The organism is Anaerocolumna sp. (assembly GCF_032079385.1).
GTDB lineage: Bacteria > Bacillota > Clostridia > Lachnospirales > Lachnospiraceae > Anaerocolumna.
Genome location: NZ_DAMAUC010000019.1, coordinates 34,303 through 47,722 on the forward strand (window position 1 = coordinate 34,303; position 13,420 = coordinate 47,722).

A 13,420-nucleotide genomic window follows, 5' to 3' on the forward strand; every position below is an offset into this window, starting at 1 on the left:
ATTTATTATGTCACTTGAACATTACATTAAGTTTAACATAGATATAATATATTTTTTAGACAATTTAATTACGATTTTATTAAATTCCTGTTATACTTCATTAAATATCTGTGTTTCCGCCCACTATTATCCAAATATCCAGTAAGTAAGTCACTTATTTAATCTTCGATTAGCTTATTTCGGGATAAAACATTTTTTTAATGTTCTAAAAATACTATCAGATATTTACAATCTGTATTTCAATGGTTTGTGTTAATTTAATACCTAAACAAAGTAGCAGGTTTTATTATGTAAACCTGCTACTTTGTCTATAGTTTTAGAGTTATATATTGTATTACTCTATCTAAATTTATTAAATTCTAATAAAAATATTCATTACAATTTACAATCATTATAAGCAATATTTTATGAAATCATTTTTATAAATTCTTCTTCTGTGATAATAGGTATATCAAGTTCTTTTGCTTTTTTGTTTTTTGATGAATTAGATTGGATATCATTATTGATTAAATAATCTGTTTTTGCAGTTACAGATGCGGTAACTTTTCCACCATTTTGTTCAATAACATCTTTGACTTCATTTCTATTTGTAAAATGCTCCACAGAACCTGTAATTACAAATGTCTTACCTGCAAGTGTCTGGCTTTCACTGCTTGTTTCCTGTTTCTCAAATATAACAACCTTCAATAAGTCATCCACTATATTTTGATTTCTTTCATCTTCAAAAAATTCTATAAAGAAATCCGCAATTACATCACCTATACCGGGGATAGACAGCAGTTCTTCTTTGTCAGCCTTTCTGATTCGTTCAAAATCATGATTAAATTCCTTGCTGATAAGCTTGGCATTGGATAGACCAATATTTAATATTCCAAGGCTATATAAGAATTTAGCAGGGGATACATGTCGGGCTTTTTCAATGGATTTAACCAGGTTTTGATATGACTTTTCACCGAAGCCTTCCATCTTAGTAATAACATCTTTGTATTTTTCTACATAGAATAAGTCTGCCAATTCATGTATAAGACCTTTTGCAATCAGTTTCTCAATAGTAGCTTCGGAAAGTCCTTCTATATTCATTGCATCACGGCTGACAAAGTGGGTAAGGGATTTAATCTTTTTGGCCAGGCAGTCCGGATTCTCACAATATAAGGCCTTTACTTCATTTTCATTATGGACTTTTGTTGGCTGACCACATACAGGACAGTTCTCCGGTATGTCCATCTTTCCGCTTCGAGTTAAATTCTCCGATATCTGTGGAATAATCATATTAGCTTTATAAACCTGAATAGTGTCTCCCACTCCCAGTTCCAAAGACTCCATTATACTAATATTGTGAATACTTGCACGGCTGACTGTAGTTCCTTCCAATTCTACCGGTTCAAACACTGCAATGGGATTGATAAGACCGGTTCTTGAGGCGCTCCATTCAATTTCCTTTAAAGTCGTCTCGCGAATCTCATCTTTCCATTTAAATGCTATAGAATCTCTTGGGAATTTAGCTGTTCTTCCCAAGGACCTGCCATAATTAATGTCATCATAAATTAATACCAATCCATCTGATGGAAAGTCATTCTTTATAATTTCCTGCGAAAACCACTCTACTGTTTCTTCAATATTGTCTTCCGTAACTAATTTACTTTCGACTGTATCAAATCCTAAGTTTGTCAGCCATTGTAATTGACTCTGTCTGGAATTATTAAACTCTATACTTTCACTGGTGCTTACCATGCCGAATGCGAAGAAATGCACGTTACGTTTTGCAGTAATTTCATTATTAAGCTGACGAACACTTCCGCTGCATAGGTTTCTAGGATTCTTATATTTAGCATCTACATCTTCTATTTCTTTATTAATTTTTTCAAAGTCGGAATACTTAATAACCGCTTCTCCTCTTAAAACTAATTCTCCCGGATAGGATATTGTAATAGGAAGATTTTTAAATACTTTTGCATTATTGGTAATTACCTCACCTATTTCTCCATTGCCTCTGGTTACGGCCTTTTCTAATCTTCCATTTTGATAAGTTAGAACTACGGTAAGTCCATCTAGTTTCCAGGATAATAATCCATCTTGGTTTCCCAACCAGCTTTTTAATGATAATACATCTTTTGTCTTATCTAAGGAAAGCATAGGTACATCATGCCTAACCTTTGGCAATTCACTAAGAATTTCGTATCCCACCGTTCTGGTTGGACTGTTGGATAAAACAATCCCAGTTTCTTTCTCCAATTCAACCAGTTGATCATAAAGAGCATCATATTCATAATTAGATATAATTTCTTTATCATCCTGATAATAAGCTTTGCCGGCAAGGTTAAGCTTTTTTACTAATTCTTTTATTTGATGTAATTTATCTTCCATGATCTTACCTCATTCACATTATTTTACCTTAGAACTTCATTTCAATCAAATTATATGGGGCTTTAGAATTTATTTCAATTCTATTTTTATCTGCCACCCTTTTTATAATTTTTTCTATTTTCAAATGTTCTGTTTAGTCCGTTTGAATCTTTCTGTCTACTTTTATTATTTATCCCAGTTGTATTTTTCGTTCCATATGATTTCTTCTCATATGAATTTCTTGTTTCATATGATTTTTTCATTTCATGTGAATTCTTTTCATATGAATTTCTTGCTTCATATGAATTCTTTTTATCATGTGAATTTCTTGCCTCATTTAAATTCTTCTTCTCATGTGCATTTCTTACTTCATATGAATTCTTCTTCTCATGTGCATTTCTTGTTTCATATGAATTCTTTTTATCATGTGAATTTCTTGCTTCATATGAATTCTTCTCATGTGCATTTCTTGCTTCATATGAATTCTTTTTATCATGTAAATTTCTTGCTTCATATGAATTCTTTTTATCATGTGCATTTCTTGCCTCATTTAAATTCTTTTTATCATGTGCATTTCTTGCTTCATATGAATTCTTTTTATCATGTGCATTTCTTGCTTCATATGAATTCTTCTCATGTGAATTTCTTGCTTCATATGAATTCTTCTCACGTGAATCTTTCGTTTCATATGGTTTCTTCATCTCATGGGAATTTTTCGTTTTATATGATTTCTTCACTTCACTTGATTTTTTATTATCATAGGAATTACCGCTATATCTTTTATTCTGTTCACTCATGTCTTCTCGTAAACTTTTGTTTTCACTTGATCGTCGGCTTACAAGAGATTTACTCTTAATAGTGGCCTTCTTACGGGTATCTTTCTTTGTAGTACCTCGTTTCGATTCTTTATCTTTCTGTATTTGATTTCCTTCAAGATATATATCATCGTTAGAGTCTTCACCCCATAAATTCATTAAGTCTTCATTTGATAAAGGCTGACTTACAGAATTACTTAATAATTCCTTTAGCCCTTCCATTTCTTTTTCTGTTACGTTACGATAGTCTCCAATATGAAGATGTCCAAGATTGATATTCATAATCCGAATTCTTTTTAAAGTTAATACCTTATAATCAAAGTATTCACACATTCTTCTAATCTGCCTGTTTAGGCCCTGAGTTAGTATAATATGAAAAGTAAATTTATCTACTGCCTTCAATTTACAAGGTTTGGTTATAGTGTCAAGAATGGGAACCCCTTCAGACATCTCTTTCAAGAATTCAGAAGTAATTGGTTTATTAACTGTAACAATATATTCCTTTTCATGGTTATTTCCAGCACGTAATATTTTATTTACAATATCACCATCATTAGTAAGTAAAATTAAACCTTCTGAATCTTTATCCAATCTTCCTATGGGATAGATTCTTTTTCTATAATTAATATAATCTACAATATTGTCTTTTTCAGATCGGTTAGTGGTACAAACTATACCTCTTGGTTTATTAAAGGCAATAAGTACTAAATGTTCATCTTTAGTTATAACTTTACCCTGGAATATAACTTTTTGACCTTTTCTCACTTTTGTTCCCATAACAGCAGTTATGCCATCTACCATAACATGACCTGCAGCTATATGCTCATCTGCTTCTCTCCTTGAACAAATTCCTGCATCACTTAAGAATTTATTTAATCGAACAGGTTCCTCTGTTTGATTGGTTTCCATTAACTTTTTTGTTCTTTTTGCCATAGATGACTCCATTCTGTTGTATTCACTTGTATTTCAATGATAAATAAATATTACCATTTTGTATTATATCAGTACAAAATAAAAAGTACAAGTACCATAGAAATAAGGTGTCTTAGCACATAATATGTTAGACACCTTATTATAGTATACCTTATTCATTTAATACTATTATTTTTATTCATTCTTAGTTACTTTCTGTGTAGTTTCTTCCAGCTTTAAGTAAAATTCGGACAAACTGCTGTCATTATTCACTGCCTGTTGTAATTTATCATTTACATCATAGATTAAATCCATAACTTCTTCTGAATTACGAACTCCGTCCAGGTATTCATCTGTTTTAGAATCAATTACTCCTAAATAGATGTAGGGTTCACCGTTATCATTAGTTTTTACATAAAACTCATTCATGGCAGGTGCAAGAGTATCTATACTTTTAAATTTAACTTCATGGTATGCATAGACAACATAACTGCCCTCTTCCGGACCAGCTTGAGTATAACAGGTAATATTATCATAGTCCTCAATATATTTAGTTTGTCTCTTAATATCGTCTTGCTTTAATAAGGAGGCATCATTTACTAAAGGTTTAAATGCTTCCATATCATTTTTTAATTTTACATTCAAGTAATTTTTAATTAGCTTATTTACTTTTTTATTTGAATCCTTTTTCAAAGGCTCTAATTCTGCTTTCGCTGTTTCTATTTCAGGAGCTTCTAATGTTACCATGGGCGCATCCTGAGCTTGCGTATTGGCTTCTGGTTCGTCTTCATTATCAGTAATACTTTCATTAGAAGCCAGTAAAGCTTTTGATGTTATTTTTGATTTGGTTTCATCTGCAGATGTATCCTGGTTTGCCGATGGTTTCACAATTGAGAATGTAATCATACCAATACCCATAATGCACATACTTACCATAATCATCATTTTTTTATATTTAAGTCTCATTATAATCTCCTTTTAAGTTACTAACAGATTGTTAAATTCTATTATTTATATTACCAAATTTTTAATAGAATTGCAATACTTTTATTATGCAATCTTGTAACATTTTTAACAATTCTGTAATAACTCAAAGGAAATTACTGTAATACCTCTTGTAAATATAGCAAATTTCTTATTTTTTACAGTAAATACAAAAAGCATCTCTATTTTACCATTATATTACTACCCATCTTCATCTGGCATCATTTGTATTTATTTATTTTATATACTATACTTTACATTATAGCTTTCTTATTATATAATAGTGTAGTTGAAATTGAAATAGTTATACTTGCATCTATAGCTCAGTGGATAGAGCGTTCGCCTCCGAAGTGAAAGGTCGCTGGTTCGAATCCAGTTAGGTGCATTTTTTTTATATAAAAATATCTCCGTCCATTTTATCAGTTAATTTTATATAAATATCTAATCTATCATTCTCATTATCATAAACTCCAAGATAAACATCTTTTACCGATTTTATTTTTTGATTACTTAACTGTTTTTCTATCCATTTATCATTTTTACCGGTCGCCTTTAAATTATCTTTCATAATATGGCCATCAATTATAACATTAGCTAATATGTTATCTTGTGTAGGTGATAAGTTTAAATCTTCCGGTGTTACCGGTCTATTTTTCACAGCGGGTAAAACACTTAGTTTCCCATTTGATTCTAATATAGCTGTATGAATATCTTTTAAATCAAAATAACCGCTGACTCTACATAAAGATAAAAATTCATTTACATCTAATTTAGCTTTTAATAGATTCTTTTTAAACAATCTTCCCTCATGATATAAGATAACAGGATGTCCAACGAATATTCTCCGTAATAGGATTGACTTACAGGTACTATATGAAATGAATAAGGTTCCCAAACCATATACAATTAATGCAATCAAAGGTTTTATATAATCTCCCTCCAGAGCAGTTGCCATTTCTGCTGCAATAGAACCTATAGTTATACTATTAACATAGTCAAACATACTCAATTGAGACATTTCACGGTCACCCATTAATTTTGTTAATATAAATAAAACAGCCATTGAGCCTAACGATGTTAAAATTATTTGAACTACCATATTATTTCCTCCAAAATACTATATTTATGTTTTTATACTCTTTGTTTCACTCGAAATAGTATTACCACTTTGCAGGAAAATAATAATATTGCAATATTATAATATGGTTAAGGCATCTCTTTCTCTGGAATAATAGTAAATATTGTTCGATAAAATCTCATCTTCTGCTACTTGTGTATGGTTCACATCTATGACCATTTCACGTAAAATATTTTTATCAATTTTAGCATCCTCTTTTACTAAAATAATTTCGTGTATACTGCTTGGTAATATATAAAAATCTGTTTCAAGCTGATCCGACAATTCTTTTATCACATCAGGATAAAGCAAACAGCTGGCTCCGTTAATACCTTTTGTATTGGATAAAACATACATATCTGTCACGGTGTCTTGTTTCATTTGATTTAGCATTTCCATTATTTCATTGTCATCAGCATTACTATTTTCAAAACTTTGAAGTTCTATTTCTTTATTCATAATATCTATAATTACTTCATTCATACTCCTGATACTTGCAGGTAATAAATTAGGAGTGTTGATTCTGGCTATTTCTGTTAAATCCTCTAGGCCTATATTCCAATTTTTTATATGTTCTTTGGTAATACGAATGGTCCCTATGCCATTCTCGTTGTCTTTTACCAGACAGTGAAAAGTAACAGCTAAATCCAGAAAAGGTATATGAGGAATTTCATCTAATAATTTGGTGTTTTTTTTGAAATTAACTAAACGAAATATAATACTGGATTTCATTTCACTTAGTTCATATCGAATGCATAATGTTTCCCGTTCCCCCTCCTCCATTGTTTCTTCATAAATGTTTATGATTTTATCTACAATTTCCTTAATAGATTCTCCTTCTAAATAGTTTTCGAAATAGCTATTTAGATAAATATTCGGTGTTATTTGCTCGCCGTTCTTTAGAATGATCAAACCATCCAATTGAATGGAATTATTCTTAATCACATGATTTACATCAACCAGATAATCTTCACCCATTCTTTTTTTCACCGAGCTCTTAATTCTTGTTAGAAATTGATCATATTCCATAAATTCTTTTGTATTTTTCGTATTCATGTATTTCTGCTAATCCAATTATCCTATCTTATAGATAGGTGGATTAATCCTCCTTTCATTGTAAATAATGTTTTAGAATATTTATATGTAAATTTAATAGTGTCTTGGGGAAATACAGTTCATTAACATATATGGTTAATGTCTCTTAACCCTGATTTCCATTAAATTTTAATATTTCTTAATAAGGGATTATGCTAAATCGTATAAAATCGCTTTATATATTATTTATTTGTATAGGTATTAAATGACAGATGCGCACAAGACTTTAAATAAGATTTTTTATAATGATATTTTTTAGCTGAATCGATAAAGAATACTTGTTAAACTTTTACGAAGATTTTAGCAAGATAACTGGGAAGATTAATAATAATTTTTTTAAAAGGATATCTAGAAAATTTATAACGAGATTTAACCAAGATTCTTTAATAGAATAATTAGCATTAATATAACATATACAGAAAACTTTATATTGAGATTTTTAACGGAATTTCCAGAAAACCTGCATTGAGATTTTTTAACGGAATCTTCAAGCGTTTATATAAGAACAATAAGTTCCTAAAAAGACTATATTAAGATTTATCAGACTCTAAAAATATTTTAATAATAAAATTTAACAACAACATTTAAAAAAGTTATTACCACATTCCTGAAAAGATTTTAACAAAATTTCCGAAAAAGATTCTTAATTCAAATTTAAAATAAATAGATACATAGCAAATCATGTTTCAATAGTAACAGAAGCTCACTATTTTGACAAGTTAATTTCAAGAGGGAATATAGAGATATTTTTTTGCTTTCTTTGTTTATTTTTACATAGGAAATTTATTTTGATTCACCGCTTAAGGCTATTAATACCTGGCCGGGGAGATAAAACATCCACATGGCAATAACGGAAAAATTATAGATTTGAGTATAAATAGTCTCATCTATAGTTAAATAATCTTTTAGATTAAAGATGCCTACATTGATATCGCATAGAAAATAAGCCAAAAGACCACATGCAAATAAAATCCTGGTTTTCCTTTTGGAACGAAATAGGATTCCGATTGCATCCATGGCATTGGATGCAAATAATATAAAATAATAAACAGCAAAGATGAGTTCCGATTTAACATCTGTTTCTTGAAAATGGTATATAATTAAAATAAGTACCGCAACTAATCCAGTTCCTATTACTCTCATCAGAACTGTTCTTATCATTTTTCCTGATGAAATCCAACTGCTGATTAGGATTAAATATAGTAATTGCACAATAATAAAGGTAAAAACTCCGGCAGTATAATAATCCAATACCAGCAGGAACAAGTCAGAAAGTAATGTAAAAAACATAGCAACTCTAAGAATGTGAATTCCCAGATGCTCTTTATTAGTTTGATAATACCCTTCTTCTTTCGCTTGATTAGAGGTCCTGTAATACAGCATAACAAATAAGAAGCATAGAAATATGCTAAAGAATTTTATATACATGGATAAATTGGCTTTCTGAGATACAAATATATCCAAATACATGAAAGTCCCATAAAGAATGAGTTCTATGAGAATAAATGCTATTTTTAAAACTGCTTTCTTTCTATCCTTAATATTCTTCACTGTTAACTCCTAACTAAAGCTAAAGAAAACCACTGAATACTCTCCGTTATTTATTTCAGATGTTTCAGTGGCCTTTTATTTAACAGTTACATCAAATTAATATTTCTTAATATACTTCCTGCTTCTTCCTTGGGTACTGGTTCACTATAAAAATAACCTTGTGCCTTATTACAGTTTACACTTTTCAGGAAGACCTCCTGTTTATATTGCTCAACACCTTCTGCTATAACAACCAGATTTAATGAATGAGCCAAAGATATAATAGTCTCTATGATTTTTTGTTCAGGAATATTATCAATAACTGTATCCAAGAAACTCTTATCAATCTTAATATTGTGAACCGGTAAGCTCTTTAAGTAATTCATAGAAGAATATCCAGTTCCAAAATCATCCAGTGAGAAAGCTATTCCCAATTTCTCTAACTTACCAATCGTTTTAATAGTATATTCTAAATCACTTAAAGCGATGGACTCCGTTATCTCAAGTTCAAGATGATTGGGTTCCATTCCAGTTTCTTCAAAAACAGCCTGAATGGTGTTCACTAACTCCTGATCCTTAAATTGACGGGAAGATATATTTACCGCTATGGTTAAAGTAGGAAATCCTTCTTCTTCCCAGCGTTTTAACTGCATACAAGCTTCCTTTAATACCCAGGCTCCAATCTGGACAATCAGGCCGGTCTCTTCTGCAATTGGAATAAAATCATTGGGCATTATTATTCCTTTGGTAGGATGTATCCAGCGAAGCAAAGCTTCAAAGCCTGCTATTCTATTCGTGGTCAAATCCACCTGGGGCTGATAATATACAACAAATTCTTTATTCTCAATTGCTTTTCTAAGTTCGGATTGAAGTTGGATTTTCTCCATTAATTTTTCCTTCATGGAATCATTAAAATAACTATATGTATTCTTTCCACTATCTTTAGCAGCATACATTGCAGAATCCATATTTTTGATCAATGCCTGTGTTGTCTTACCATCTTTAGGTGCAAAAGTGATACCTATACTTACCGTAACAAAAAACTCTTTCATAGCCAATACAAAAGGATAAGAAAATACTTTTTGTATTTTCTTTATCTTCTCTTCATAAAGGCCAACATCTTCAAAGTTTTGTGTCAATACACAGAATTCATCTCCTCCCATGCGGGCAAGAAAATCATTTTCGTCCATTGCTTGTTTTAACCGGTGAGTAACATCAATTAATAATTCATCGCCATAGGAATGACCCAAAGTATCATTAATAATCTTAAAATTATCCAAATCAATTACCAGCAATGCAATGACTTCTTCGTTTCTTAAAGTCAGCATTACACCATCCAGTACATCTGAAAAAGCCAGACGGTTGGGCAGCCCCGTTAATTGATCTGTATAAGCCAATTTCTTAATTAGTTCCTGATTTTTCTTTAATTCTTCATATTTTGAGGTCAATTGCTGATTGGATACTGTTATATCTTCAAATGCCTGTTCCAATTCCACATAATTCTTTGATAATTGCTGATTCTTTTCCAAAGTCTTTCTTTCAGAACGCATACGTTTATTAGCATATAGAAATAAACCTACTAATAGCAGTATTAGTACCAATACTACAAGAATTATAATGTTTCCAATGGTACGATTTATTATATACACCGGATCGTTCTCAAGTGTTTTTATATTAACCATATCTTTGGTTGTATTAGAAATAACAAAACCCATGTTAAATATAAAATTGCTTATTACTTGCATAATGCACCCCAAATATTCTGCCTTCCCCCTGAATACAAGGGGAAAGACTTATTTAATATGTTCTAATTATACCACAATTAGGGATTAAGGCAATCTTTTTTAAACCATAGGATCTATCCGTTATTTATTTATTACTTAAATATTCATGTATGCCTTTTGCAGCAGCTTTGCCTGCACCCATGGCAAGAATTACAGTTGCAGCTCCTGTTACGGCATCTCCACCTGCAAAGACACCCTCTTTAGAAGTTTGTCCATTTTCTTCGCCGGCAACAATACATCTTCTTTTATCTGTTTCAAGACCGGATGTTGTAGAAGAAATCAAAGGATTTGGACTGGTACCCAGTGACATAATAACGGTGTCCAACTCTATTTCAAATTCAGAATCTGGCTTTTCTACCGGTTTTCTTCTTCCTGATGCATCCGGTTCACCAAGTTCCATTTCCACACATTTCATTCCTTTTACCCAACCCTTTTCGTCTACAAGGATTTCCTTGGGATTAGTTAATAATTTAAAGATAACCCCTTCTTCTTTTGCATGATGAACCTCTTCTACTCTTGCAGGTAGTTCAGATTCACTTCTTCTATAAACAATATACACCTGTGCTCCAAGTCTTAAAGCTGTTCTTGCCGCATCCATAGCTACGTTTCCGCCGCCCACTACAGCAACCTTTTTACCTCTTGCAATAGGAGTGTCGTAATTTGCATCAAATGCCTTCATTAAATTATTTCTTGTTAAGTATTCATTTGCAGAAAATACACCATTGGCATTCTCTCCCGGGATTCCCATGAACTTTGGAAGTCCTGCCCCGGAACCGATAAATACTGCCTGGAAACCTTCTTCTTCCATTAACTCATCTATGGTAGTAGATTTTCCGATTACCACATTAGTTTCTATCTTTACACCAAGAGCCTTTACATTTTCAATTTCTGTTTTTACAACGGTTTCTTTTGGTAAACGGAATTCCGGAATACCATAAACCAATACGCCACCCGGCTCATGAAGTGCCTCAAATATAGTTACTTCATAGCCAAGCTTTGCTAAATCTCCGGCACAAGTAAGTCCTGCTGGTCCGGAACCGATAACTGCTACTTTTTTACCGTTGGTTTCTTTTGGTGCTTCCGGTTTTATGTTATTTTCTCTTGACCAGTCTGCAACAAATCGTTCTAATTTACCTATTGATACAGGTTCTCCTTTGATACCTCTGATACATCTTTGTTCACATTGGCTTTCCTGTGGGCATACACGTCCGCAAACAGCAGGTAGTGCAGAATATTGACCGATTACCCTTGCTGCTTCTTCAATATTACCTTCTTCCACTTCTTTTATAAAACCGGGTATGTTAATAGATACAGGACATCCATCTACGCATTTGGGATTTTTACATTTTAAACATCTGCTTGCTTCTTCTTTGGCTTCCTCTATATTATAGCCTAAACATACTTCATCAAAGTTAGTTGCTCTAACTTTAGGATCCTGTTCTCTTACCGGAACTTTCTTTAATACGTCCATAATCTTCCTCTTTTCTAAATTGTAGTTTCCATATTATATTAACAGATATCCCCTATCTTTTGATTTGCCTTTAATTTATTCCTAATCCTTTTCTATATAAAATCGTCTTTAAGATTTATCTTTCCTATTAAAAATTCAAATCAAAACTATTTATCACTGCAGCCGCATCCACCATTTTTGTGAGTGTCACCTTCTTTTTCTTTCAGAACTGCACGTCCTTCTTCTGTTTTGTACATTTGCTGTCTCTTCATAGACTCATCAAAATCAACTAAATGTCCATCGAATTCAGGTCCGTCCACACAGGCGAATTTTACTTCGTTTCCAACTGTCAATCGACATGCCCCACACATGCCTGTACCGTCTACCATAATCGGATTCATACTTACAATGGTTTTGATTCCTAATTCTTTTGTTAAAATGCAAACAAATTTCATCATTATAACCGGCCCAATTGCTATTACAAGATCATACTGTTTACCTTGATTTTGCACCAGATCCTTAATACAATCATTTACATTTCCTTTCATTCCATAAGAACCATCATCAGTAGCAACATAAACATTCTTTGCTACCTTCTTCATTTCATCTTCCAGAATGATTAAGTCTTTGTTTCTTGCACCTATAATACAATCCACATCCATTCCGCGTTCTTTCATCATTTTAACCTGTGGATATACTGGTGCTGTTCCTACTCCTCCTGCAACGAATAAAATATGCTTCTTTTTTAATTCTTCATCCGTTTCATCTACTAATTCTGATTTACATCCAAGAGGGCCGGAGAAATCACGATAGCTTTCCCCTACTTCATACTCTGCCATCCGTTTTGTGGATGTTCCCAAAGTTTGAAATACAATTGTAACTGTTCCTAAATCTCTGTCATAATCACATATAGTTAATGGAATTCTTTCGCCTTTTTCATCCATCTTTACAATAACAAATTGTCCAGGATAACAGGATTTAGCAACTCTGGGTGCTTCAATATCCATAAGATAAATATTTGGTGCTAAAGTCTCTTTTTTCACGATTTTATACATTCAGTTTCCTCCATTTAGTGCTTTTTATACTTTTAACAGTTATCTTAATAACTTTTAATATTATAGAACACAATAAATAAAAAATCTAGTACATAAACCAAGAATACCTTACAATTTTCTATGAAATTCTATGAAAAATGTACAATTTCTAGCAGAAGGTTCTAAAATTGCAAATGAATAAGTATTTAATTTTTCTCGGTTTTTATTTATCTTTCCTCATAACTATCTATAAATGCCAAATAATTGTTTTTGTATCTTTTATCAAAAGATACGTCTTTTCCAAACCAGTCAGGCAGTTTGAATTTACCTGCTTCTTCTTCATTGGAGAATTCCAC

At 31.7% G+C, this 13,420-nt stretch carries 9 protein-coding genes and 1 tRNA gene; 1 reads left to right on the plus strand and 9 read right to left on the minus strand.

What is annotated here, in order from left to right; translation table 11 throughout:
* Window positions 1-405 precede the first annotated feature (405 nt).
* The 3 genes from ligA to RT261_RS14795 form a co-directional block, all read right to left on the minus strand.
* Window positions 406-2,364: an NAD-dependent DNA ligase LigA gene (ligA, locus tag RT261_RS14785; RefSeq protein ID WP_313133607.1), complete on the minus strand. Its 1,959-nt coding sequence runs from the start codon at window positions 2,362-2,364 to the stop codon at window positions 406-408.
* 86 nt (window positions 2,365-2,450) lie between these two features.
* A complete protein-coding gene (gene rluF, locus RT261_RS14790; RefSeq protein WP_313133609.1) occupies window positions 2,451-4,091 on the minus strand; it encodes a 23S rRNA pseudouridine(2604) synthase RluF in 1,641 nt (546 codons plus the stop codon).
* 174 nt (window positions 4,092-4,265) lie between these two features.
* Window positions 4,266-5,036, minus strand: coding sequence for a hypothetical protein (locus RT261_RS14795; RefSeq protein WP_313133611.1), 771 nt, complete (start codon window positions 5,034-5,036; stop codon window positions 4,266-4,268).
* A gap of 330 nt (window positions 5,037-5,366) precedes the next feature.
* Here RT261_RS14795 and RT261_RS14800 point away from each other — a divergent pair.
* Window positions 5,367-5,439: transfer RNA gene (locus RT261_RS14800), tRNA-Arg, on the plus strand.
* A gap of 6 nt (window positions 5,440-5,445) precedes the next feature.
* Here RT261_RS14800 and RT261_RS14805 read toward each other — a convergent pair.
* The 6 genes from RT261_RS14805 to RT261_RS14830 all read right to left on the minus strand — a co-directional run bounded on the left by RT261_RS14805 (window position 5,446) and on the right by RT261_RS14830 (window position 13,085).
* Complete coding sequence (locus RT261_RS14805) at window positions 5,446-6,153, minus strand: DUF421 domain-containing protein (RefSeq protein ID WP_313133612.1); 708 nt, start codon at window positions 6,151-6,153, stop codon at window positions 5,446-5,448.
* A 96-nt stretch (window positions 6,154-6,249) separates the two neighbouring features.
* Window positions 6,250-7,227, minus strand: coding sequence for a DUF5688 family protein (locus RT261_RS14810; protein WP_313133614.1), 978 nt, complete (start codon window positions 7,225-7,227; stop codon window positions 6,250-6,252).
* An 822-nt stretch (window positions 7,228-8,049) separates the two neighbouring features.
* Window positions 8,050-8,817: a lysoplasmalogenase family protein gene (locus RT261_RS14815; RefSeq protein WP_313133616.1), complete on the minus strand. Its 768-nt coding sequence runs from the start codon at window positions 8,815-8,817 to the stop codon at window positions 8,050-8,052.
* Window positions 8,818-8,903: 86 nt separating this feature from the next.
* Window positions 8,904-10,541 (minus strand): putative bifunctional diguanylate cyclase/phosphodiesterase, encoded by a 1,638-nt coding sequence (locus RT261_RS14820; RefSeq protein WP_313133618.1) that lies wholly within the window; start codon window positions 10,539-10,541, stop codon window positions 8,904-8,906.
* 124 nt (window positions 10,542-10,665) lie between these two features.
* On the minus strand, window positions 10,666-12,054 hold the full coding sequence (gene gltA, locus RT261_RS14825) for an NADPH-dependent glutamate synthase (RefSeq protein WP_313133676.1): 1,389 nt from the start codon (window positions 12,052-12,054) through the stop codon (window positions 10,666-10,668).
* Window positions 12,055-12,197: 143 nt separating this feature from the next.
* Window positions 12,198-13,085: a sulfide/dihydroorotate dehydrogenase-like FAD/NAD-binding protein gene (locus RT261_RS14830; protein WP_313133619.1), complete on the minus strand. Its 888-nt coding sequence runs from the start codon at window positions 13,083-13,085 to the stop codon at window positions 12,198-12,200.
* Window positions 13,086-13,420: the final 335 nt, after the last annotated feature.

Coding starts and splice junctions, on each gene's coding strand:
- ligA (WP_313133607.1), bottom strand. CDS start 2,364: ATGGAAGATAAATTACATCAAATAAAAGAATTAGTAAAAAAGCTTAAC.
- rluF (WP_313133609.1), bottom strand. CDS start 4,091: ATGGCAAAAAGAACAAAAAAGTTAATGGAAACCAATCAAACAGAGGAA.
- RT261_RS14795 (WP_313133611.1), bottom strand. CDS start 5,036: ATGAGACTTAAATATAAAAAAATGATGATTATGGTAAGTATGTGCATT.
- RT261_RS14805 (WP_313133612.1), bottom strand. CDS start 6,153: ATGGTAGTTCAAATAATTTTAACATCGTTAGGCTCAATGGCTGTTTTA.
- RT261_RS14810 (WP_313133614.1), bottom strand. CDS start 7,227: ATGAATACGAAAAATACAAAAGAATTTATGGAATATGATCAATTTCTA.
- RT261_RS14820 (WP_313133618.1), bottom strand. CDS start 10,541: ATGCAAGTAATAAGCAATTTTATATTTAACATGGGTTTTGTTATTTCT.
- RT261_RS14830 (WP_313133619.1), bottom strand. CDS start 13,085: ATGTATAAAATCGTGAAAAAAGAGACTTTAGCACCAAATATTTATCTT.